The organism is Acinetobacter sp. YH12254 (assembly GCF_013417415.1).
GTDB classification, from domain to species: Bacteria; Pseudomonadota; Gammaproteobacteria; order Pseudomonadales; family Moraxellaceae; genus Acinetobacter; species Acinetobacter pseudolwoffii.
In genome coordinates this window covers 61336-83623 of sequence record NZ_VPEB01000001.1, presented here as the reverse complement: position 1 = coordinate 83623, position 22288 = coordinate 61336, and the positions used below count along the sequence as shown (strand labels likewise).

The following is a 22288-nucleotide window of genomic DNA, read 5'->3' as shown; positions in this document are numbered from 1 at the left end:
TCAATTTTTTATTAATTAAGGATTAAGTGATGTTAATTAAAATTCCCCAATGCCTATGTCTGGGCATTTGCCTGATGTCATCGTCTGCAGTTTTTGCAGCTGTTAAAGAATATCATCTGGTTATTGATGAAAGTCCGCTCAATCTCACCGGAAAGACGGTCAAACGGATTACCGTAAACGGAAAATTCCCTGCCCCCTTGCTGGAATTCGAAGAAGGTGATGATGCGGTGATTCATGTGCAAAATAACCTGAAGAATCAAGATACCTCGCTGCACTGGCATGGCCTGCTCCTGCCCGGCCTAATGGATGGTGTCCCTGGATTTAATGGTTTTCAGGGTATCAAACCGAAGCAGTCTTTTACTTATCGTTTCAAGGTTCGTCAAAACGGTACCTATTGGTATCATGCGCATTCCAAAGGCCAGGAACAGGACGGTTTATATGGTGCCTTGGTGATTTATCCCAAAGCGCAAACACCGGTGCCTGAGCATGAAAAAACCGAGCGGGATTATGTAGTGATGCTGTCGGATTTTCATGAACAGGGCAGCCAGCAGATTCAGAATAATTTAAAAAAATCGGCCGAATATTATCAGAATCAGCGTGAAACCGTGGGCGATGTACTCCAGCAGGTAAAACATGACGGCCTCAAGGCCACCTGGTCAGATCGCAAAATGTGGAACCAGATGCGCATGTTGAAAACCGACCTGTCTGATGTCAGCGGTTATACCTTTCTGATCAATGGCAAAACCCCGCAACAGAACTGGAGCGGCCAATTTAAACCGAATGAAAAGGTTCGTCTGCGATTCATTAATGCCTCGGCCATGTCGTTTTTCGATGTACGTATTCCCCAGCTTAAAATGACCGTGGTCAGCGCCGATGGACAAGCTGTACAGCCGGTCGCTGTAGATGAGTTCCGTATCGGGACTGCTGAAACGTATGATGTGATTGTGGAACCAACTGCACCTCATTACCAGATTGAAGCCGAATCGATCGACCGTTCAGGCTTTGCCATTGGCAGCTTGCACAATGAGGCTGATCCAGCGATGCATCCGATTCAATTACCGACGCCACGTCCACGTGCCTTATTGACCATGGAAGATATGGGACATGGCGAACAGCATGACATGTCTCATACCGCACACAGCAGTCAGACCACGCAATCTGCAACAGATACGCCTAAACATGATGAGCATGCCCAGCACGCAGGTCACAGTGCTATACCCAAGACAAATCCGTCTCATCCACCGGTTGAGGGTTGGGCCAATATGTCTACGCCTGCAGGGCATAAAGCATTGCAATATCAAGACCTCAAAGCCCTGACGCCACAAAACGATACCCGAGTCGCAGAACGTGAACTGGTGATTCGTCTGGGTGGAACCATGGAACGTTATATCTGGACCATCAATGGTAAAAAATTCAGTGATGCCGAACCATTGCAGGTGCAATATGGCGAACGGATCCGTTTGAAATTTATCAATGACAGCATGATGGCGCATCCGATGCATTTACATGGCATGTTTATGCAGCTAGAAAATGGTCAATCTACTGCACAGATGCCAAATAAACACACCGTGATTGTGCCACCTGGAAAAACGCTCACAACCTTATTAACGGCAGATGAACTGGGAGAATGGGCGATTCACTGCCATCTGCTCTATCACATGAGTGCCGGCATGATGAATAAGCTGATTGTGGCACATGTGAATGACGATCAAGCTTCTCATGCTTCGCCGCAACAAATGCCGTCAAAGCCAGCAGTGGATCAAGGAGAAAGCCATGCACATCACTAAGCTCTTTTTAAAATCGGTATTAAGCAGTGCACTGCTCATGGCGAGTTTCGGTATATTGGCAGCGGATCATCAGGATCATCATCATCCTGGCAAAACCGCAGTACATCACAGCGCTCCTATTGCAGTGCCGGATCTACGCTCACATACCCAACAAGCTCGATCTTTATCTGATCAAGAATCTGTAGGGCACGAAAAACCTGTTGGCGCTACTGCGGAGCATGACCATCGGAAAGAACATGGTGCACAGATTTATAGCCAAGTCATTCTGGACCAGAAATGGCAAATCAATTCAGCTGGAAATGGCGCTTTTAAATCGGAGAATGAAGCCAGAATTGGTACTGATGAAAACAAGGTTTTTCTCAAGCTGCAGGCAGATAAATCTGAATCGAGTCAGGCTGACTATGCGGCCAAAATCCTGTATAGCCGTAATATTTCCGATTTCTGGGATGTACAAACCGGTTTGCGCTACCGTCAGGAAAATATAAGCCAGCATACAGCTTCCCTACAAAATGAACTTTTCGATGCAGTGCTTGGACTGCATGGCCTGGCCCCTTATTTTTTTGAAACCGATGCCTATCTCTATGTCGGTGAAGATGATTTTGTCGGATTCAAACTGGAAACAGAACGTGACCTGTTGCTGACTCAGAAACTGATTATGCAGCCCTTTATTGAACTGGATCTCATTTTCAATGATCAAGCTGCGAATGCGAAAAAATCTGGTCTGAGTCATGCGACATTAGGATTGGAAACCCGTTATGAGATCAGTAAAAAAGTCATGCCTTATCTGCAGGTTGGCTATGAATATAGCAAAGGAAACAAACAGACTGCCTGGCAGCAGGCATCCGGCTCTGACCAGGGCTGGATCTATGCTTTAGGACTTAAAATGATGTTTTAAGGACGGATTATCATTTTTAAGATAAAAGGTAAGACCACGACGAAGTATGAAAAACCCATTCATACTTCGTCGGCTGTTATTAAATTGACTCAAGAGAAGGAGGCTGTGTATTGTCCAGAGAAAGCATTGCTACTGCCTGCTCTCTGTTTCTATTCCTCACTCTGTTTATCATTACTTTTGGCAATCAAGGTGCCTAACATAATCATAAAGGTGATTACCCCACCAATCACCAGACTCATCAGCCCAATTTCAAGCATAAAGTCAAGATTCCCGACTTCCCGGTGACCCCAAAGGAAATGCAGACTCTTTCCAAAGATAAAGTTGATGGCATAGATAATCAAAAAACTCATTATGGTCGAAATCAGTAAAGTGACGATCAGGTTTTTCCAGATTTTACAGCCGACTAGCAGGATAATAATCGTTAGGCCTACAACTGCAATAATGGAAATTAATAAAACACAATTCCAGTAATCCATGAGACTCACTCTTATTCTGGTTTTAAATTAAAATTAAGAAATTCTTATAGTTAATTTTTCCATGTGTTTTTAATATAGGGGTCTTTGAATAGCTGAACAATGACCAGAACTATCTTAAACAAGCCAGCTGCAAATTTACCCAATGTTATAAAATACACTCACTTAGAAAAATCTTGCCGCGTACTGGTTCAGTTTGATTAACATAAAGTAACGTAAGCAGAATGTATGTTTGTTGTTTTGCTTGAGTAAATCTTTCATACAGTCAGTCATACTAAAAAAATTGATCAACACATATTTAAAAAGAAAGATCCACTTATATTTATAAGAAAAATAAATAATAAATATAAAAAACTTGAATATTTGCTGATTTAGGTTATGCTGTACTCAACTAGAAAAAAGTGTTGTTTAGTTAAACTTCTTTAAGTACCGCAGTGTTATTTTATAATCCTCAGTTTTTTCAGATCTTTATTTCAATTCTTGTTGTTTTTCAAAGTTATCCATAGTCATTTCAATGGCTAAAATTATTAAAAATTTGATAGGTTATATTATGTCTACTACAGTTACCGGTACAGTGAAATGGTTTAACGAAACTAAAGGTTTTGGTTTTATTCAACAAGAATCAGGTCCTGACGTTTTTGCTCATTTTAAAGAAATTAGCAGTTCTGGCTTCAAAACATTGTTTGAAGGCCAACGCGTTTCTTTCAGCGTAGTTGAAGGTCAAAAAGGCCCGAACGCGATCAATATCGTTGCGCTATAATTTAGCCCAGCAATAAAAAAAGCACCTTAAGGTGCTTTTTTTGGCTCTAAAGATTAACAATCTTCAAAAGTGATCGGTTGGTGATACTCTCTAAACCTATTCCAGTCATTTAAACCAGTAAATCATCTTATTTATTCTCCCCGCGTCTAAGCCTGTTACATCTGGGCCTGCATGAATCGCTAAAAATGAAAAACCCCCAGCATCCTGCCGGGGGTTTTTCGTGTTGGTTCGCTGGGTATGACTCCTGTCTTACCTTACTTTCCTTGTATTTATCTCTTGTTATTCTTTTATGGAACATCCTGTTCCTGATGAATTCATTATAGGCAATGCAGCAAAGCTGCGTATAGACGCAAACGGCTTGAACTCATGTAAGCAAATGCGTACAGAATCACTGAATATTATTGTCAATTTCCAGTATTTTAAACTGTATTCATCTACATCAAGACTGAAAGTCTTTAATATTAAAAATCTTTGAATTACAGCACTTTGACTTAGTTTTTTAAGTATTCACCCTGTATTTGCATGCTTAATTTCTACATCAATTGAACTTTAAAACAAAAAAGGAAGCTGTAGCTTCCTTTACGATAAGGATCACCGCTTAGATCCCGTATTTAACTCGATAATCTTCCATTTTAGCTAAAGCTTCTTGATCGCCCTTGGTTTCCAGATAGTCCATCAAATCTTTCATGGTAATTAAGGCATGTACAGGAATCTCGAGCTCTTGCTGCACTTCCTGAATGGCTGATAAATCACCCTGACCTTTTTCCTGACGGTCAAGTGCAACCAAAACACCTGCGATTTGTGCACCGGCATTTTTCAAGATTGTCACGACTTCACGAATCGCTGTTCCTGCCGTGATCACGTCATCAATGATCCAGACTTTTTTACCTGCTACAGAAGCACCGACTAGTACGCCACCCTCGCCATGATCTTTGGCTTCTTTGCGGTTAAAACCCCAAGGCACACTCACCCCATGATTTTGTGATAGCGCCACAGCGGTCGCTGCCACAAAAGGAATACCTTTATATGCAGGACCAAAAACCACTTCCACATGGTCACATGCCGTTAATTTTGCTGCATAGCCAGAAGCCAGCAATGTCAAGGCTTCACCATCATTCAGCAGACCCGCATTAAAAAAATAGGGACTCACACGTCCCGATTTTAAAGTAAACTCACCAAATTTAAGCACACCGCGTGATAATGCGAGTTCGATAAAAGCTTGCGGGTTAAACTGAGCTGGCGTTGGCATGAGGTGCTCCTAAATCCATTAATTAAGGTAAGACTTGCGCATGATACCAAAGAGTAGCTATCCAGGTGATCAAAAAATTCTTCGTGTCGTTTCAATTAATGTCAACGGTTTACGCTCATCGGTGAGCAAAGGCCTATTGGAATGGATGGAACAGTCGGATGCCGATGTGATCTGTATGCAGGAAAGCCGGATCACCCATGTGCAGTGGACCGATAAATTTAAACCGGAAGGCTGGTATACTCATCTATTCCCTGCCGAACGTCCAGGTTATGCCGGTACCGCGATTTATAGCCGCCTGCCCTTCGTCTCTTTAACCGATGGTCTGGGCTTTGAACTGGCAGATTCGCAAGGCCGTTTTATTGCAGCCGAATTTGATTTAGGTTTGGAGCAAACGGCCCATATCTGTTCATTGTATCTACCTTCCGGCTCATCAGGCGATGAAGCACAAGCGCGTAAAGATCACTTTCTGGAAGAATATGCCAAAATCCTGAAACAATGGCGCGATGAAAATAAATCGGTGATTGTCTGCGGTGATTACAACATCGTGCATAAACGGATTGATATTAAAAACTGGTCCGGCAACCAGAAAGCTTCCGGCTGTTTACCACATGAGCGCGCCTGGCTAGATCATATCTATGATGAACTCGGTTATGTCGATACGTTCCGCGAAGTACGCAAAGAAGCTGAACTGTATTCCTGGTGGTCAAACCGCGGACAAGCCCGAGCCAAGAACGTCGGTTGGCGGATTGATTATCAGGCCTGCTCACCAGACTGGAAAGAGCGTACCGTCAATGCCTGGGTGTATAAGGAACAATGGTTTAGCGATCATGCCCCAGTGATCATCGACTACAAACTATAAAAAGATACCTATCAATTGAGTGCACACCTGTTCACTCAATTAAGGCTTATTGCTTACATGACATGACGTATTTTTTGGGTTTATCTCGATGTCATAACAGAGCATTATAGCCTCACGGCACAGGGACATGTCAGGATGACAACATAAGGACAGGACGCCGTAGGAAGAAAATAAAACAAACTAAAACATTTAGCTTGTTTTTCATGGATGTGACAATGGACGTTGAATTGAGACCCGCATGATCAGGATGATTAAATGCGGGTTTTCTATTTCCACTGCCTAAAATTATTATTTTTTTTATTGTTGTTTTTCTGGTTAATCATTTTAAAGCGCATTGATGTCATTTTGATGACGATTCTGCCTCCCTATTTTAAATTGTTTTCTAATCATTCTATTTTGCATGGTCGACTGCTGCGAATTTGGTTAAGCTAGGCCATGATTTAAGATGTGTTAGATGGCGAATATGTTAAAAATTTACGGGATTAAAAACTGCAATTCGATGAAAAAAGCTTTTGACCTACTGACTGAGCTGGGGTTGAGCTATGAATTTCATGACTATAAGAAACAGGGCATCGATGCTGATACCATTAAAGTCTGGCTGAATGCGCTGGGTCAGGATGTGGTATTAAATAAAAAAGGAACCACATGGCGCAAACTGACTGAAGAACAGCAGCAAACGGCGCTGTCCAGTGAAGATGCTTTAATTGCCGCATTAAGCACTCATACCAGTTTAATTAAACGTCCGATCTTGGCCACGCCCACAGGTTTTATTGCCGGTTTTGATGACGCGGCTTATCGCACCCTAAGTAATTAATTATTATCCTAAATAATTCATACAAAAAAGCCTGACAGCAGTCAGGCTTTTATCTTTCTATCGAACTGGATTAGTTTGCACGAACCCAAGTCTGGTTACGGCCTAATGCTGCCACACCAATAAAGCCACGAAGCTCAAGTTTCTTGCCACCATCTGCCAGTTGGCCTTTCAGTTTGTAAGTTTTACCAGATTGCGGATCCAGAATTGAACCACTGTCATAGCTGGTACCACCTGAATTCTTAAGACCTTTCACAATGGTCAAGCCTTTGAGTGACTTGTTCTTGTACGGACCTTCACACTTGGTACAGGCATTTTCTTCACCTGGTGTTAACACAGATTGAATACTTGCTGACAACGTACCGTTCTTTTGTTCAGTAAATTTAACCATGGCCTTAGGCTGCTTGGTTTTATCATCAATGGTTTTCCAAACCGTGCCATTTAAAGGATCTGCGGCATTTGCCAGTACAGATAAGCCTAGTAGTCCTAACATAAGCGCTATTTTTTTCATTTTTCTTCATTTCCTTAGTCTGAAAATAGACCTCTGTAGTATTAAAAAGTCACAACAATTTTTCAATTTTTAGCTGTGACTATTTAGTGTAACCTTGTAAATATGGTTGGTAAATAATCTACATGATCAATAAAAGCACAAAAAGATGGAAGGAAAATGAAGATAAGCCCGTTAACAAAACAATTAATTACAGAAAGCATCTTAAAGACAGTCATTCGTGCCCCGAGCAGATTCAATCTTCCACCGAGTTCAATGCGCATTGCACTGGAGCAGATGTGCAAACTCTTTCCACAAGACAAAACCGTACAAATTCGTTCGCTACGTCTGGCGGGTCTGCGCGCAGAGGAAATTAAGCCGCAGCAAGAGTCGACTCAGCTGATTTTTCATATTCATGGCGGGGCATTTTATTTAGGCTCTTTAAATACCCATCGTGCCTTTATGACTCAAATTGCGGCTCGAACCCAGATGCAGGTACTGCATGTAGATTATCCGCTGTCACCGGAATCTGCCTATCCAGAGGCCTTGGAAGCCTTGTTTGATGTGTATAACTTATTGCTCGATCAAGGCGTTCAGGCCAAAGATATCATCCTGTCCGGTGATTCTTGTGGGGCCAATCTGGCGCTGGCCTTGGCGCTCAAATTACAAAAAGAAAACCTCCCACAAGTGAGTGGTTTGATTCTGTTGTCTCCTTTGCTGGATTTGACCCTGACCAGTGAATCGTTGCGCTATAACCAGAAACATGATGCCCTGCTGTCTCTGGAAACAGTTGAAACTGGCATTGAATATTATGTCCCGCGTGCCATCGATCGGGGTGATCCGGAAGTTTCGCCCTTTTTCGCCGATTTAAGCGGCTTGCCCCCAACTCATATTCAGGTCGGTTCCAAGGAAATTCTACTGGATGATGCCAGTCGTTTTAAGGAAAAAGCCGAACAGGCGGGTGTCGATGTGGAATTTAAACTGTATACCGGCATGTGGCATAACTTTCAGATGTTCAGTGCCTGGTTTGAGGAAGCCCAACAGGCGCTGAGCGATCTGGCAGCCTTCGCGCACCGTCTGGATCGAGATTAATCACTGTTCACCCATATAAAAAAGGCCAGCATAGGCTGACCTTTTGAGTTGTTTTTGGATATTTAGATGGCTTGAACCTGCTGCAATGCCGTCTCTAAGGCTTGTGCCTTGATCGTTTCGCCCATGTTCACGCCTTCCGCACGAATCACTTCAATATCGGTTACGCCGGTAAAGTTAAACACGGTTTTCAAAAAAGCTTCCTGAAAATCGGCAGGACTTTGCTCCCCATAAACTCCGCCACGGCTGCTGGCAATATATACTTTTTTATTGCCAGCCAGACCGACAGGGCCCTGTTCGGTATATTTAAACGTACGTCCCGCCACACAGATCCGGTCAATCCAGGCTTTTAAGGTCGATGGCAAACCGAAGTTATACATGGCCGCGCCAATCACCACGATATCTGCCTGTAAATACTGCTGCAGGATGTCTTCGCCTAATGCAGTCTGTTCTGCATTCTGACCCATTAAAATTTCAGCCGTGAGATGTGGAATCGGCTGTGCAGCAAGATCGAGATATTCAAGCTCGATGGCCTGAGCATGTTTTTGTTGTAACTGACTCACCAACGCCTGAGTCAGCTGACGCGAAATAGAGGCATCGCCTAAAATACTGGAATCAATCTGTAAAACTTTCATGGCTTCGCTCTCATCTATGGGGCTATCTAACTAATGCAGCCATTTTAAGGCTTAGGTTGCATGAAATAATTAGCACAGATAAAACACATCATTCTGAATTTAGAACAAAACCAGCTTTAATATTAGAAATTCCTATTTTGCAGACGCCTTAAATATTGTGGTTTATCAAGCGTTAAAACTTATGTTATCTTATGTAAATAAAGCTATAAATAGTCAATAAATCTTAAAAAGTTGCCATAATAATTTAAGTCAGACCGACAACATGAAGCGAATATCGCCTGTATTACAAAAAATAATCAAACACAGAATCACGAAATATCTGGTCGAAGATGAAGTCGTGATGAACTGGCGTATCCTGAAGAAATGCATCCTGATGCTGACTTTGGGATGCGGTGTACATCTGACCTGGCTCGGCTGGGATCTCTTTGTTTTATTCAATCCTGAGTATTGGCAATATGTACAGATTGAACGGGTTCATTCACAAGTCGTGCTGAACGGCAGTTTTTTACTGATTTTAGCCGCACTGATTTATCCCTGTTATAAATTTCAGGGCAATCCTCTGGTGGAACGTTATTTGCCCTATCTGGCAGTCGGTACTTTTGTGATTTCGCTGTGCCGTGATGCCTATGTCGTGGGGGTGATCAGTCCTGTGGCCACCACATCCTATGTCTGTTTAATTATGGTGGGACTGGTGCTGTTTCATCGCAGGCTGGTTTATAGCATGCTGATTCCAGCCTCGCTCTTTTTAGGCGGTTGCGCTTATTTGAGCTTCAGTCAGCAATTGCCTTATTCTCCTTTATTCAACATTCAGGACAAGCATTTTTATAATGCTTTCTGGCTGTTTTCAATGCTGTATTTCATTGTCCCAATTTTAGCTGTATGCATGGTGTTATTTGAAATTTTACTCAGCCAATGGCGTCATCGTGAAGAACTCATCAAGCAGCTCAGTCAGATTGATCCGCTCACCAACCTGTTTAACCGGCGCAGTATCAATCAATGTCTGGATCAGCTCAATGCTACGGCTGTACCCCATTACGCCCTGGTTCTCTTAGATCTGGATCACTTTAAGAAAATTAATGATCTGTATGGTCATCATAAGGGCGATGAAACCTTGGTTGAAGTCAGTGCTGTATTAAGCCAACAGTTACGCGAAAGTGATGTAGTGGGCCGCTTTGGCGGTGAAGAGTTCATTTTGGTGCTGAAAAATACCAGTCTGGAAAAAGCCAAACAAGTAGCAGAACGCTGCCGCAGCGCGATTCAGCAATTACAGATGATGAGTGATGAAGGTGAGCCGATTCCGGTGACTGCCAGTTTCGGAATTGCTATTTCCAAAGCCGAGTTACGCCCACAACAGCTACTCAGTCAGGCCGATCAGGCGCTTTATCAGGCCAAAGCCGGTGGACGTAATCGGGTCAAAGCCTATGCTGAACCGGTGACTGCACAGATGCAGGTTTCTTAAACGGGTTCAGCTTTTTCGATGATTATGAATATTATGGAGTTGAGCTTTGAGCCAGACGTTGCAGCTGGGCCAGCAATTCTGCTTCGCTAAAAGCACCGGTCAAACGTAAACCGCGAATTTCCTGCTGCTGCTCATTCAGAAATAAATAGGTTGGTGGTCCCAGAATTTCCCATTGATTTAACAGCATTTGATGCGAGGCATTGTATTGGCTTAAATCCAGCTTGATCAGGAAATAAGATGCCAGAGCCTGCTGTACCTGTGCAGATTTTAAAATACGATGTTCAATCGGCTGACAAGCGACACACCAGTCGGCATAGACATCAATCACGATCTTTTGCCCTTGCGGTGCTATATTCAAAATCTGCTGAAATTCTGCTGCGCTGCGTGCCACATGCCACTGGGCTTCTGTACTGGACTGCTCAACAAAAAACCGCTGACTATGCTGATATTGACTATAGCTGATATAAGGCAGCGCTATCACCAGACACAGGATATACAACCACCTCAGACTGGTACGATGCCAGAAAATCCGGAACAGTACATAGGTCACAAAGACCATGCCCAAGCCTAAGGATAACCACTGTAAAGTCGCTTCTGAAATCAGTGGGCGAATAAAATACAGTGCCAGCGCCAGCATGATAAAGGCAAAGAGCACTTTGATCTGATTCATCCAGTGCCCGGCTTTAGGTAGTACCCGTGCACCCAAAATACTGGCCAACAGTAAAGGTGTGCCCATGCCAAAACCGAGGGTAAACAGCAGCAAGGCACCCTGCCACTGGCTTTGGGTCTGGGAAATAAACAAGAGTGCACCCGCCAACGGTGCGGTCATGCATGGCCCGACCAGCAGCGCCGAGATCATGCCCATGACTCCAGCACTGACCAAACTACCACCCTGCTGCATGGCCTGAGCCCGATCCAGACGCTGAACCAGACGTTGTGGCAGTTTGATTTCAAACAGTCCAAACAGATTCAGGGCAAACAGGACAAACAACACACTAAACGCAATCAGGGTACCGGGTTGCTGCAACCAACGCTGGAAATTCAGGCCGGCCGAAGACGCAATTAAACCCAGCACCGCATAGACCGCGGCCATACTGCTGACAAAAGTCAGGGCGATCATCCAGGCTTTGACACCTTTGCTGTCCCGTACAATCAGCGAGGTCAGGATCGGCAGCATCGGCAAGGAACATGGGGTAAAAGCCAGCAAGATTCCTAAGCCAAAGAACAGTAACAGTCCATAACCCAAAGAGCGTTCAAGCAATTGAGCTGACCATTTTTGGTCTTGTGCCGCACCGACTGCGGGTTGCCCGCTAGAGGTTGCAGAAAATGCATCTGCTGTAGATTCTGAGGAAGCCGCTGTATTAAACAGGGTATTTTGTTGCAGTGATGACCCGTTTAGATCAAGTAAGCGCTTGCTTCCTGGGCCGGCAGCTTCAAATTGCACCAGACCTGACAGATCTGTCTTGAACTGAATACTTTGCGGCGGATAACAGATTCGGTCTTTGGCACAGCCCTGCCAGCTCACCTGATAGGACTGGTTGGCCTGCGTCGGAATCTGAAACCTTAACTGCTGATAATACACCTGGGTATGCCCATAGTTGTCATCATACAGATCTTTAGCAGGCGGTAATTCAAGCAATACAGGCTGATTGCCCTGCCGCACTTCAATTTTATGCTGATACAGATAATAGTTATCCGGAATCTGCCAGCTCAGTTCAGCCTGTTGCTGACTGGTAGAAATCACATGAACAGGAAAAGCCTGCTCGGCAGACAAGAGCGCTGTTTCGGCCTGAGCTGGACTGCTAAACACGAAGCTTCCCAAGATGACCGGGGCAAGTATTTTGCCCCAGCTCTGGAATTGCGGGTTTCTGATCATCACGAAACTGGAGTGTCCTAGAATAAGAAGGATACGCCTAAACCTGAAAAGTAGCTTCGCTCTGCACCGTCCAGATCAACTCCCACACTGGCATCCAGCTGAACCCGGTCATTAAGTGCATACATTACCCCAGTGCCAAGCGCGTATTCATTATCGATGCTTTCAGCTTTACGGTAAATCAGTTCCGAATAGCCTGACCAGCGATCGGTGATCTGGTAGCCGATCGATGGAATCGCAGCTATGGCCCAATTGCTGTCCTGCCATTCATAACGCATAGTCAATGCGGTACTGACCAAGTCATTATATTGGTACGATACGACAGAACCCAGGCTGTAAATATCTTCTTCATTACTGAAACCGGCATTGCCTGTCGCAATGACTGCTTCGGCCAGCAAGGCCAGACTCAGTTTGTCATCATCCAGATCAATGGCTTTTTTCAGACCAATACTGACATCGCCCAGACCATCATTTTCATTCGTCTGGCCGTTGGATTTGACTTGTGACCAGACAGGGCCTTCCCAGCCCAGACGCAACTCCAGACCATCACTAAGTCCGGTACGTAACAACATATCTGCATTCAGTGTCGTTACCGTTTGCTCGCCCGACTTGCTGTAGCGGGCTGTGGGCAAACCTTGCTCCCAGGCAACATTTCCGACCGGGGTAATGCCTGTACTCAGACCTTCACCTGGTCGATCAAATTCAAAATCTGCTGCGAAAAGTGATGCACTGCAACCAGTCAGTGCAATTAAACCCAAAGTTTTTAATATTGTCATCTTGGTGCTCTTTATTAAAATTTAACCCAGTTCTTTGCTCATTTTTGCGCCATGACTACGCAGGAGTTCTAGCGTCTGTTTTTCTTCATCCAAGGCTTCTGACCAGTTAATTTCATCAAAATCACAATCGAAGAACAGGTCACTGATCGAAGATAAAATGGTCATGCCATCTTCATCTTTGCTATTTGGATCAACTTTTTCATCGAGTAAACGCTGCACGGCAGGTGCACATGCGGCACTTGCAGCATCCCATAATGGGCCATAAATTTCTTCTGCATCCCAGAGATGCAAATTCACTTTGGCCTGGATCAATTCTTCCAGAATTTGTAAATGTACAGCCAATCTTGCCTGTTTTTCTTCAGCTGAAAGTGGGGTGCCGGCTTCATATAACTCGCATACCTCTTCCCACCATTTAAATAAACCATCTGACCAGACCGAAATTACCGGGCCTTTGTCATGATCAATAAAATTTGGATTGAGTCCATCTGCCAAAAGCTGCTTTACCTGATCCAGATTTAATTCTTCGAGTGCTTGCACAAAAAGCTGTTGTTGCGCAGTTAACATGATGGAGCTCACTTTCATTCGTTTTCGACTATTATGCCGAATAACGTGCGGCTTTGTTGCGCTTCTCACTATTATATTTTTATTTCATACAAAAAAAGCCCCGCAGGGCTTTTTAAAATCGGTCAGCATTACTCGTCAATCTCTGCTGCAGTATCTGTATCTGCCAGTGCTAAGGCACCAGGACGAACATTGTCTTTTTTCTCAATCACATGTTCCAGACTGCGTTTTAGCCGGTCAATCGCACCACGAATGGCAGTATCCACATTGTGAGCGCGATGATTGACGACCACGGGTTTTAACCCTGCAGGACGCGCTTCTATCATGCAGCGAATATCATCATCACCGCCTTTGGCGCCATTTTCATCACTGAGATGGACTGAAAAATGAGTAATACGCTCACTATGGCGCTGGAATTCTTGATTTAATTCTTCACGTACATAATCAATTAAACGCTCGCTATTCTGAATGTGTTTATCTGTACGAAGTTCAATATTCATAAATTACCATCCTCAATCTTTGTAACTTTTTGAGTGCAAAAATTTTTATCTTGGCACGTTTGTAGCTTGCTGTTTCGCATCGCATTTCACTTCTTCAAATGATTGGAATTACACCCTCCACTTTGAATGATGAACACATTTTTGAGTCTGCAGAACCGTGTCCTTATATCTCGAATATCAGCCCTATCTTGAAAATATGCAAGTCCTATTTTGGCTTTTTAGCAAAAGAATAATGGATTGTGACAACTGTTTACTCAGCTTAAAATAGGGTTATTGACCTCTCTCAATTACATTATCATTCATATGATTTCATCAAAAATTAATAGCGAAATATTCTTATAAAAAAGTACAAATAACATCCAAACCACTCTATTCATGAGCTGAAATAATGGCAAAATCTGAAGAGTTTATCTGAAAATCTCAGAAGCAATAATCAAGTAGATTTTCTGGGAAATATAAGCGTGACAAGCCTTACAATGATCCTTCCCTCTGCTAGGCTGGTGATTGTTTTCTACTCTTCTTAAAGATTTTCAAAAATTCTTATATCTTCCCCTAAACACAATGTTCTTATGGCTTTTTGTATGCAGGAAACGACCGGTCAGGATGATTTCTCCACAAGCCAAACAGTTTAATAAATAAACAAAAAACTTTGATTAAAGCTTGAATTTATTACACAAAATGAACAGGAATTTAAAGATTCTGGCAGCTATAGTCGCTTAAATACCGGCCAAATAGCTTCATCGAGCCAAACATTTTCATGCTTTTTAGCAAAATATTCGCCCTAAAAATACATTGCTATTGTGCTTTCTCTTTTTGATGAATGATGAGATGGCAATCTTGCAAACTCAAAACACTTAAAAAACAGTGAGATTTAAATTCGATTAAAGAGAGTTTCAGCTTTATTATTTCAATAAAGCTTTCTTGGTTTTTATACTGCCTGATTTAAATTTTTTTTAATAATAATGACTTAAAAACTCATCTCTTATTTTCGGAAATGTCTATCGATGAGATCAAATATTTCCTCATGCTGAAGACTTGGAGATATTTAGGTCAACGATCAATTTTAACTTTATTTTTACGCATTAATCTGTATGCTTACTCTGCTTTCTTGGGGGAGAGATTTAAATGAAATTGACACAACTCGCGGCACTTTGTGCATTGGCTACCACTGCAACATTTACCCAGGCAAAACCAATCTGGCAAGACTTTAGCCTGACCGGCCTTTATGGTGAAAACTATAAAGTACCATTTCCAACTCAAGATGAAAAAATTGAGCAAAGCACAGTTACTGCTGAATATGCAGCCGGTTTTAAATATGGCGATTTCTTTGCCTTCGCGGATCGTACCAACAATGATCCAAATGGTAACGAAACCTATTTTGAAGTTGCACCACGTTTAAGCCTTGGCGCGGTAACTGGCCAGAAACTTGAACTAGGCCCTATCACAGACATATTGATTGCAACGACTTGGGAAGGCAACAGTGCCAAGGGTAGTGATTTTAACAACTACCTATATGGTGTTGGTTTTAATTTAGCGATCCCTTATACCAACTATGCAACCATCAACTTCTATAAAGCCGACAATGATCTGCAAAAAGATGATTATCAAATGACCATCACTTATGCGGTACCATTTAAAATTGGCAGTGAAGAGTTCCTGGCAGATGCTTTCCTAGATTGGTCAACTGCTGAAGGTCCCGATCATAAAAGTGAACTCAACTGGACCAGTCAATATAAATGGAATGTGGGTAAACACATTTCTCCCGAGACTAAACTTTATCTAGGTATCGAGCATTCGGTCTGGAATAACAAGTTCGGTACAAATATCGACCAACATGATGTTAGTGCACTGGTGAAGTATCACTTCTAATTGAGGTATGATCAAAGGCAGAACTTCGGTTCTGCTTTTTTCATCCCTTATTCAAGCCAAACTAGAACAAAAATATGCATCATTTTCAAATTCGACATGCCACCGAGCATGATCTTGAAACCATCCTCGAGATTTATAATCAAGAAGTGCTACATGGCACTGCGACCTGGAACAGAACAGCCTTTGATTTGAACTATTTCAAAATCTGGTTTAAGCAGTTGAAGAATCAAAATTTCCCGGTTTTTGTGGTTGAAGATAGACGAGATCAGCGTGTTGCTGGCTATGCCTGCTATGACCAGTTTCGTAGTATTCAAGGCTTTCAACACACGGTAGAACATTCAGTTTTTCTAAATCCGGATTATGCAGGACAAGGTCTGGGTTCTAGCTTATTAAAGCATTTAATTGAAGAGGCTCAAGCACAGCAATTGCATATCATGGTCGCAGCGATTGATTCAGAAAATATCTCGTCGATTCGCCTGCATGAAAAACTGGGCTTTGTGCAAAGTGCTTATATGCCGCAAGTTGGACAAAAGTTTGGTCAATGGCGCGATCTGGTGCTATTACAACTGAATTTGGAGCAGGCCGAAGTAACGGCTCTTTAAATCTCCTGTTATTTAGACCGGCTTCTCTTTTATTAAACTGGTATCGAAACAGACACTCTATTTACTTCCAAAGCTGGCTATGTTTTATTCAGATCAAAGCCGTCCAGAGTAAAACAATGTATAAATCTCTATGTTGTATTGGTATTTTAACTTTAAGTACACTAACTTTTGCCGATTCAGATTTTGAAAAAGAACTTCGTACAAGCTGCAGCAAAGTGAAGAGCTACGCCAATAATGGCAAAAAATTCTATGATCAAAAACACTATCAACAGGCCATAGCACAATTTAAGCAACAAGCTGCCTGGTCATCTTTTTGTGAAATGAACCGGGATGAAGCTAAAACCTCTTTCTCTGAACAAGCCATTACAACAGCATTTAATAATGTGGGTTTAAGCTATAGCAAACTTGGCAAGCCTCAATGGGCACGTGCCTGGTTCTCCGTTTACCCCGATGCTAAAAGTAGTCAGTTTAATTTAAAACAGCTTCCTCCACCTAAAAAGGACACTCAACTTGCAGGTACTTATGTACAGCATGCCGGTTTTGGTGCCTGGAGTACGCTGAAAATTGTCAAACAGCAGCAACATTATGCGATCGAATATGAAGGTCTCTATATGGGCTTACGCAGTTTGATTTATGGACCAAATCTAGGTGGATTTAATACCACGATGCCACTGAATAAAACACAGGCACAATATCGCTCTGAAGACTGCAAAATCGATATCTCTTTCGGCTTTGATGCCAAACTCGGAAGTCGTGCAGTGCTTAAGCAAAATAGTGGTGATTCAGGTTGTGGCTTTGGGCATAATGTTTCAGCGGCAGGAGTTTTCTTAAAAGTAGAGAATTAATCGGTTTCAGATATAAAAATATCAGCACTCAGATCGAAAAAATAGGGCTTAGATTCAAGCCAGCAAAAAGCCCGCAGTTGCGGGCTCTTGATCTAAAAAAGAGTGCTATTACACAATAATATCTGCCAGATTGCCTTTTTGCTCTAACCATTCCTTACGGTCACTGGCACGTTTTTTCGCAAGTAACTTATCCAGTAAACCTGCGGTAAAATGACTATCATCCAAATCCAGCTGCACCAAACGGCGTGTATTTGGATCTAAGGTCGTTTCACGTAACTGGCTGGCATTCATCTCGCCCAGACCTTTGAATCGGGTAATTTGCGGATTTTTGCTTTTGCATTTTTTCAAAATACCATTGAGCTCGTCATCATCCAGGGCATAGTGCACGTCTTTGTTGTCATCAATCCGATACAAGGGCGGCATGGCAACGAATAAATGCCCTTCTTCCACCAAGGTTGGGAAATGCTTGACGAACAGGGCACAGAGCAAAGTTGCAATATGCAGACCGTCGGAATCGGCATCGGCCAGAATACAGATTTTGCCATAACGTAGTTCTGACAGGTCATCTGAACCCGGATCGACCCCGATCGCAATCGCGATGTTATGTACTTCTTGCGATGCCAAAACTTCATCCGAAGAGACTTCCCAAGTGTTTAGAATTTTACCGCGAATGGGCATGATCGCCTGGAAGTTTTTATCACGCGCCTGTTTGGCAGAACCACCCGCAGAATCGCCTTCCACAATAAACAGTTCCGACTGATCCAGATCATGTCCAACACAGTCGGATAATTTACCCGGCAAGGTTGGACCGGCCACAATTTTTTTACGTTCTACTTTTTTCGCGGCTTTTAAACGGCGACCCGCTTTAGAAATGGCCATTTCAGCCAGTTGCATCGCGATATCAGAATTCTGGTTTAGCCAGAGTGCAAATGCATCTTTGGCAATATTTTGCACCGTACCTGAGGCTTCACGACTCGACAGACGCTCTTTGGTTTGTCCCGAGAACTGCGGCTCCTGGAATTTCAGCGACAGAATATAGTTGACACCATCCCAGACATCTTCCGCAGAGAGTTTCATATTACGCGGCAACAGATTACGCAGCTCACAGAATTCACGCATGGCATCGGTCACGCCTGAACGTAAACCATTGACATGGGTACCGCCCTGCGCGGTCGGAATCAGGTTGACATAGGACTCCTGAATGCTATCGCCGCCTTCTACATTCCAGCAAATCGCAAACTCGGCACTAGCACGCTCAGCGTCACCTGTTGCAACAAAAGCCGGTGCAGGAATGATTTCACGATCCTCAAGCTCATCCATCAAATAGTCGACCAGACCATTTTCAAACTGCCAGCTGATCTTTTCGTCATTGATCTGGTCAACATAATTGATCTGTAAGCCCGCAGCCAAAACCGCTTTGGCTTTGAGATTATGCTTTAAAGCTTTTAAGGCAAATTTGGGTGAATCGAAGTATTTGGTTTCAGGCCAGAAATGTACCGTAGTTCCCGAGGCGCGTTTAGGTGCCTTGCCTGCCAGCACTTCGAGGGGTGCAACCGGCTCACCATTTTCAAAGGCCATTTTATACAGGTTGCCCTGACGCTGAACTTCAACTTCTACACGGGTCGAAAGCGCATTGACGACTGAAATCCCCACGCCATGCAAACCACCGGAAAACTGGTAGTTATCGGTGCTGAACTTACCACCGGCATGCAGTTTGGTCATGATGATTTCAATACCACTTTGACCATATTCGGGATGAATATCGACTGGCATACCACGACCGTTATCTTCGACAGATAATGAACCATCTTTACAGACCGTGACGGTAATCTTGTTGGCATGTCCGGCTAAGGCCTCATCGACAGCATTATCAATCACTTCCTGCGCCAGATGGTTCGGACGAGAGGTATCGGTATACATGCCCGGACGACGACGTACCGGATCCAGACCAGATAAAACTTCAAGAGATTGAGCCGTATATTGAGACACGTTATTCGGTTTCCTTTTTTATGCAGTCCAACAAAAACTGTAAGAGCAGCGGAATTTTCTCCGCAAAATCATCCATCCCGTGACTGCCATTCGCTTCGGTCATCAGCATTGCAGGGGGACGCGCAGCACTATAATAACGATGTGCTTCACGATAATCCAAAACTTCATCGCCTTGTTGCAGTAGAACCAGTATTTTGTCTGCATCTTGTGCAACTGGCAGGGCCAATTGTTGCAGTTGTCGAAGATCTGCATCATCCAGACACCAGTTCGGATGCACCTGCAAAGGCAGTTGCTCGTCAAACAGTTCACGAAACAGTTGCCATGGTCGCATTGCCGGATTAATCAGTATAGCAGGCACAGCATGCTGTGCGACCAGATATGTCGCATAGAATCCGCCGAGACTGCTGCCCACTAGCGCCACATCTTGCATTGACTGAATCCGCTCGGAAAGCTGCTGAATCGCAGCCAGTGGCGACATATTTAAATCAGGCAAATGCACCTGAACCCCGGAGTATTTTGCACAGTAGTGTTGCAGCAATGTCCCCTTGATCGAGTGGGCATTACTTTTAAAGCCATGCAAATAAATAATATTCATGAACTACCAACAAAAAACCCATTCATCATCAAAATTTAATTTAAAAAATGTGAAGTACACTACATTATCAGACCCGTTAATTACTTAAATTGTCTGACAAAAAAGCCAGAAGTATTCTGTAATTCTCGCTATTTTAGAATAAAGGCCTCAATATCTGGAAACTCGACAAGAAAAAGAATTTATACCGCGAAGTTCTTTAAAAAGAAAGATGACAAATCATGCGGCTCATTGAAAGGACAGCATCAGATGCCAAGTTTGACACCGTTACATGAAACCTATTGTCGCTGGGACCGAACCCCACCGAGTCAGGCCGATGTACTGGAAGGTCTGGCGCAGCTGGTGACGACGCGCTTTAACGACGTTATTCAGGAACTGATCAAGAGTATTCAGCGTGAAATTTTAATGAGTATTTTTGGTTTAAGTGAGAATAATTCACAAAAAATTCAGAATATTCCATCGATTGCCCGGCTCTATCAAATGTCCTATGACATGCTGTTTCATTATGGCAATACCCTGATTGCACCCGGTCTACGCCAGATTATTGAACGTTTTCCCAAACTGCATAATAAGCCGCTGACGCCTTCCTTGCATTTTCTGGTCAGTGCCTTAAATGGCATTATTGGGGATTATCTGCTGAAATATCAAAACCCTTTGGCGCTGCCGATGGTGATCTATGACCACTATGGTTCATTGCAAAATGGCGAGTTAAGCGGGCGGATTACCCTATTCGTGCATGGCTTATGTATGAACCATCTCGACTGGTCAAATCGCAAATATGAAGGAATCGGGGAAAAATTACTGGCACAGCGCGACCGCAATACCATGCTGTATCTAAACTACAACACCGGACGGCGGATTTCTGCCAATGGTCGCAGCCTGGCCAATACCTTGCAGGATCTGGTCACTCGTAATCCGAGAATTACCAGTATTGACCTGATCGGGCATAGCATGGGCGGTCTGGTCTCGCGTAGTGCGCTGTTTTATGGTAAGCAGAATGTGTATGACTGGGTCAATATGGTAGAGAATCTGGTTTGTCTGGGTTCACCGCATCATGGTGCAGTACTGGAACGGTTTGGTTTTAGCTTGCAGGACAAACTTGGACATTTCCCGCTGATCCGGCTGATTGGCCATCTGGTCAATATTCGCAGTAACGGGATTCTGGATTTACGCCATGGCAGCGTCCGTGATGATGACTGGGAACATAATCCGCTTCGGATCGGCTTCATGGACGATAACCGTAAACCGGCCCCGATTCCCTCGCATATCGATACCTATCTGGTTGCGGGTACGATCGAATTTGAAAACCGTAAGAACAAGACCTTGCATGTGATTGGCGACTATCTGGTCAGTATCAAGAGTGCTCTGGGCGAGCATCCCAATCCGCGTTTCCAGCTCAAAGTGCCGGATGCACACAAGGCGATTTTCTATGGCCTGAACCATTTTGAAATTCAATATCATCCGCTGGTGGCGGAACAGGTGGCACGCTGGTTCTATCCAAGTCTGGAAGATGCAGCCTTTGACCAGATTCGTGAATATATGACGGATCTGGACAGTCTGGAAGGTATTGCCCTGACTTAACTTTCAGTACATTAAAAAGCCCGCAATTGCGGGCCTTTTAATAGCAACTTGATTAATATTTGTCTCTCAGTCGTCTTACAGGTGCGGTTTTATATTTACGCAGCAGTTGCCATAGACTGACCAGCAATAAAATACTAAAGAAGATCAGAGACCAGACCGGCAAAGATTGCCCCAAGAAAGTCCAGTCAATGGTGGCACACTCGCCAGAACCATTGAGTACCTGTTGCAACACTGACTGCATTGGCAAGGTTTCCAGCCAGTATTCCAGGCCAGGACCACAGCTCGGCACCTGATCCGGTGGCAGATTCTGTAACCAGACATGCCGGGCAGCAACGCCCACAGACCATAAAATACTCAGCGAACCTAGCAAGGCATAGAGCCGCTTCATGATATTGGATTTAGGGTTATGCAGACATGCGATGAGTGAGATGATCCCCAGTCCAATTAATCCCACACGCTGAAACACACAGAGTGGACAAGGCGCCAGGCCCTGTACATGCTCAAGATATAAGGCAAATGCCATTCCAATGACAGCAGCCAAAAATAACATACCACTCACGAAGCGATAACCCCATTGCATGGTGAATCCTCTTATT

Annotated in this window: 22 protein-coding genes; 11 read left to right on the top strand and 11 right to left on the bottom strand. The window is 43.7% G+C overall.

Translation table 11 applies throughout. From position 1 onward, the window contains the following. Positions 1-29: 29 nt before the first annotated feature. Together FTV29_RS00415 and FTV29_RS00410 are read left to right on the top strand one after the other, a co-directional pair. Positions 30-1787 carry a copper resistance system multicopper oxidase gene (locus FTV29_RS00415; protein WP_180072402.1) on the top strand — a complete coding sequence of 586 codons (1758 nt, stop codon included), beginning with the start codon at positions 30-32 and terminating at the stop codon, positions 1785-1787. Then, complete coding sequence (locus FTV29_RS00410) at positions 1774-2682, top strand: copper resistance protein B (protein ID WP_180074936.1); 909 nt, start codon at positions 1774-1776, stop codon at positions 2680-2682. Before FTV29_RS00415 ends, FTV29_RS00410 begins: the two co-directional genes overlap by 14 nt. A 149-nt stretch (positions 2683-2831) precedes the next feature. Here FTV29_RS00410 and FTV29_RS00405 read toward each other — a convergent pair whose 3' ends face one another. After that, positions 2832-3158 (bottom strand): hypothetical protein, encoded by a 327-nt coding sequence (locus FTV29_RS00405; RefSeq protein ID WP_005095001.1) that lies wholly within the window; start codon positions 3156-3158, stop codon positions 2832-2834. A 547-nt stretch (positions 3159-3705) separates the two neighbouring features. On the opposite strand from FTV29_RS00405, the gene FTV29_RS00400 reads away from it, so the two are divergent. After that, positions 3706-3915, top strand: coding sequence for a cold-shock protein (locus FTV29_RS00400; protein ID WP_005094999.1), 210 nt, complete (start codon positions 3706-3708; stop codon positions 3913-3915). 598 nt (positions 3916-4513) lie between these two features. Here FTV29_RS00400 and pyrE read toward each other — a convergent pair. After that, a complete protein-coding gene (gene pyrE / locus FTV29_RS00395) occupies positions 4514-5164 on the bottom strand; it encodes an orotate phosphoribosyltransferase (RefSeq protein WP_005094997.1) in 651 nt (216 codons plus the stop codon). Positions 5165-5204: 40 nt separating this feature from the next. Here pyrE and FTV29_RS00390 point away from each other — a divergent pair, with 40 nt between their 5' ends. Together FTV29_RS00390 and FTV29_RS00385 are read left to right on the top strand one after the other, a co-directional pair. After that, a complete protein-coding gene (locus FTV29_RS00390; protein ID WP_005094995.1) occupies positions 5205-6023 on the top strand; it encodes an exodeoxyribonuclease III in 819 nt (272 codons plus the stop codon). A gap of 463 nt (positions 6024-6486) precedes the next feature. Next, the gene (locus FTV29_RS00385) at positions 6487-6837 is read left to right on the top strand and encodes a Spx/MgsR family RNA polymerase-binding regulatory protein (protein ID WP_034609159.1); all 351 of its coding nucleotides are present in this window, start codon (positions 6487-6489) and stop codon (positions 6835-6837) included. Positions 6838-6907: 70 nt separating this feature from the next. Here FTV29_RS00385 and FTV29_RS00380 read toward each other — a convergent pair whose 3' ends face one another. Then, entirely contained in the window at positions 6908-7345 is a 438-nt protein-coding gene (locus FTV29_RS00380) for a DUF2147 domain-containing protein (RefSeq protein ID WP_005173279.1), read from the bottom strand. 156 nt (positions 7346-7501) lie between these two features. Between FTV29_RS00380 and FTV29_RS00375 the strand changes: the two genes are divergently transcribed. Then, positions 7502-8413, top strand: a complete 912-nt coding sequence (locus tag FTV29_RS00375) for an alpha/beta hydrolase (protein ID WP_005173280.1) — start codon at positions 7502-7504, stop codon at positions 8411-8413. Positions 8414-8475: 62 nt separating this feature from the next. On the opposite strand, the gene FTV29_RS00370 is transcribed toward FTV29_RS00375, so the two are convergent. Further along, positions 8476-9045: an FMN-dependent NADH-azoreductase gene (locus tag FTV29_RS00370; RefSeq protein ID WP_005094985.1), complete on the bottom strand. Its 570-nt coding sequence runs from the start codon at positions 9043-9045 to the stop codon at positions 8476-8478. A 262-nt stretch (positions 9046-9307) separates the two neighbouring features. Here FTV29_RS00370 and FTV29_RS00365 point away from each other — a divergent pair, with 262 nt between their 5' ends. Next, positions 9308-10504 (top strand): GGDEF domain-containing protein, encoded by a 1197-nt coding sequence (locus tag FTV29_RS00365; RefSeq protein ID WP_180072398.1) that lies wholly within the window; start codon positions 9308-9310, stop codon positions 10502-10504. Positions 10505-10535: 31 nt separating this feature from the next. Here FTV29_RS00365 and dsbD read toward each other — a convergent pair whose 3' ends face one another. From dsbD to FTV29_RS00345, 4 genes are all read right to left on the bottom strand, one after another. Next, positions 10536-12380, bottom strand: coding sequence for a protein-disulfide reductase DsbD (gene dsbD, locus FTV29_RS00360; RefSeq protein ID WP_218945087.1), 1845 nt, complete (start codon positions 12378-12380; stop codon positions 10536-10538). A 17-nt stretch (positions 12381-12397) separates the two neighbouring features. Next, positions 12398-13153, bottom strand: coding sequence for a transporter (locus FTV29_RS00355; protein ID WP_180072396.1), 756 nt, complete (start codon positions 13151-13153; stop codon positions 12398-12400). A 21-nt stretch (positions 13154-13174) separates the two neighbouring features. After that, a complete protein-coding gene (locus FTV29_RS00350) occupies positions 13175-13717 on the bottom strand; it encodes a hypothetical protein (RefSeq protein WP_005094976.1) in 543 nt (180 codons plus the stop codon). Between the two features lie 128 nt (positions 13718-13845). Next, positions 13846-14214, bottom strand: a complete 369-nt coding sequence (locus tag FTV29_RS00345) for an HPF/RaiA family ribosome-associated protein (protein ID WP_005094974.1) — start codon at positions 14212-14214, stop codon at positions 13846-13848. Between the two features lie 1125 nt (positions 14215-15339). Between FTV29_RS00345 and FTV29_RS00340 the strand changes: the two genes are divergently transcribed. The 3 genes from FTV29_RS00340 (at position 15340) to FTV29_RS00330 (ending at position 17530) form a co-directional block, all read left to right on the top strand. Next, positions 15340-16083 carry an outer membrane protein OmpK gene (locus FTV29_RS00340; RefSeq protein ID WP_180074935.1) on the top strand — a complete coding sequence of 248 codons (744 nt, stop codon included), beginning with the start codon at positions 15340-15342 and terminating at the stop codon, positions 16081-16083. 74 nt (positions 16084-16157) lie between these two features. Then, positions 16158-16685, top strand: coding sequence for a GNAT family N-acetyltransferase (locus tag FTV29_RS00335; RefSeq protein WP_180074934.1), 528 nt, complete (start codon positions 16158-16160; stop codon positions 16683-16685). A gap of 116 nt (positions 16686-16801) precedes the next feature. After that, the gene (locus tag FTV29_RS00330) at positions 16802-17530 is read left to right on the top strand and encodes a hypothetical protein (protein WP_100356993.1); all 729 of its coding nucleotides are present in this window, start codon (positions 16802-16804) and stop codon (positions 17528-17530) included. A 108-nt stretch (positions 17531-17638) separates the two neighbouring features. Here the strand turns inward: FTV29_RS00330 and parE are convergent, their stop codons facing one another. Both parE and FTV29_RS00320 read right to left on the bottom strand, forming a co-directional pair. Then, a complete protein-coding gene (parE, locus tag FTV29_RS00325; RefSeq protein WP_005094965.1) occupies positions 17639-19519 on the bottom strand; it encodes a DNA topoisomerase IV subunit B in 1881 nt (626 codons plus the stop codon). Between the two features lies 1 nt (position 19520). Then, entirely contained in the window at positions 19521-20114 is a 594-nt protein-coding gene (locus FTV29_RS00320) for a YqiA/YcfP family alpha/beta fold hydrolase (protein ID WP_180072390.1), read from the bottom strand. 246 nt (positions 20115-20360) lie between these two features. On the opposite strand from FTV29_RS00320, the gene FTV29_RS00315 reads away from it, so the two are divergent. Then, positions 20361-21692, top strand: coding sequence for a hypothetical protein (locus FTV29_RS00315; protein ID WP_180072388.1), 1332 nt, complete (start codon positions 20361-20363; stop codon positions 21690-21692). Positions 21693-21744: 52 nt separating this feature from the next. On the opposite strand, the gene FTV29_RS00310 is transcribed toward FTV29_RS00315, so the two are convergent. After that, positions 21745-22272, bottom strand: coding sequence for a disulfide bond formation protein B (locus FTV29_RS00310; RefSeq protein ID WP_180072386.1), 528 nt, complete (start codon positions 22270-22272; stop codon positions 21745-21747). Positions 22273-22288: the final 16 nt, after the last annotated feature.

What these genes read in the sequence shown, in the direction of transcription:
- FTV29_RS00415 (WP_180072402.1), top strand. Translation starts at nt 30, where the DNA reads ATGTTAATTAAAATTCCCCAATGCCTATGTCTGGGCATTTGCCTGATG.
- FTV29_RS00410 (WP_180074936.1), top strand. Translation starts at nt 1,774, where the DNA reads ATGCACATCACTAAGCTCTTTTTAAAATCGGTATTAAGCAGTGCACTG.
- FTV29_RS00405 (WP_005095001.1), bottom strand. Translation starts at nt 3,158, where the DNA reads ATGGATTACTGGAATTGTGTTTTATTAATTTCCATTATTGCAGTTGTA.
- FTV29_RS00400 (WP_005094999.1), top strand. Translation starts at nt 3,706, where the DNA reads ATGTCTACTACAGTTACCGGTACAGTGAAATGGTTTAACGAAACTAAA.
- pyrE (WP_005094997.1), bottom strand. Translation starts at nt 5,164, where the DNA reads ATGCCAACGCCAGCTCAGTTTAACCCGCAAGCTTTTATCGAACTCGCA.
- FTV29_RS00390 (WP_005094995.1), top strand. Translation starts at nt 5,205, where the DNA reads ATGATACCAAAGAGTAGCTATCCAGGTGATCAAAAAATTCTTCGTGTC.
- FTV29_RS00385 (WP_034609159.1), top strand. Translation starts at nt 6,487, where the DNA reads ATGTTAAAAATTTACGGGATTAAAAACTGCAATTCGATGAAAAAAGCT.
- FTV29_RS00380 (WP_005173279.1), bottom strand. Translation starts at nt 7,345, where the DNA reads ATGAAAAAAATAGCGCTTATGTTAGGACTACTAGGCTTATCTGTACTG.
- FTV29_RS00375 (WP_005173280.1), top strand. Translation starts at nt 7,502, where the DNA reads ATGAAGATAAGCCCGTTAACAAAACAATTAATTACAGAAAGCATCTTA.
- FTV29_RS00370 (WP_005094985.1), bottom strand. Translation starts at nt 9,045, where the DNA reads ATGAAAGTTTTACAGATTGATTCCAGTATTTTAGGCGATGCCTCTATT.
- FTV29_RS00365 (WP_180072398.1), top strand. Translation starts at nt 9,308, where the DNA reads ATGAAGCGAATATCGCCTGTATTACAAAAAATAATCAAACACAGAATC.
- dsbD (WP_218945087.1), bottom strand. Translation starts at nt 12,380, where the DNA reads ATGATCAGAAACCCGCAATTCCAGAGCTGGGGCAAAATACTTGCCCCG.
- FTV29_RS00355 (WP_180072396.1), bottom strand. Translation starts at nt 13,153, where the DNA reads ATGACAATATTAAAAACTTTGGGTTTAATTGCACTGACTGGTTGCAGT.
- FTV29_RS00350 (WP_005094976.1), bottom strand. Translation starts at nt 13,717, where the DNA reads ATGTTAACTGCGCAACAACAGCTTTTTGTGCAAGCACTCGAAGAATTA.
- FTV29_RS00345 (WP_005094974.1), bottom strand. Translation starts at nt 14,214, where the DNA reads ATGAATATTGAACTTCGTACAGATAAACACATTCAGAATAGCGAGCGT.
- FTV29_RS00340 (WP_180074935.1), top strand. Translation starts at nt 15,340, where the DNA reads ATGAAATTGACACAACTCGCGGCACTTTGTGCATTGGCTACCACTGCA.
- FTV29_RS00335 (WP_180074934.1), top strand. Translation starts at nt 16,158, where the DNA reads ATGCATCATTTTCAAATTCGACATGCCACCGAGCATGATCTTGAAACC.
- FTV29_RS00330 (WP_100356993.1), top strand. Translation starts at nt 16,802, where the DNA reads ATGTATAAATCTCTATGTTGTATTGGTATTTTAACTTTAAGTACACTA.
- FTV29_RS00320 (WP_180072390.1), bottom strand. Translation starts at nt 20,114, where the DNA reads ATGAATATTATTTATTTGCATGGCTTTAAAAGTAATGCCCACTCGATC.
- FTV29_RS00315 (WP_180072388.1), top strand. Translation starts at nt 20,361, where the DNA reads ATGCCAAGTTTGACACCGTTACATGAAACCTATTGTCGCTGGGACCGA.
- FTV29_RS00310 (WP_180072386.1), bottom strand. Translation starts at nt 22,272, where the DNA reads ATGCAATGGGGTTATCGCTTCGTGAGTGGTATGTTATTTTTGGCTGCT.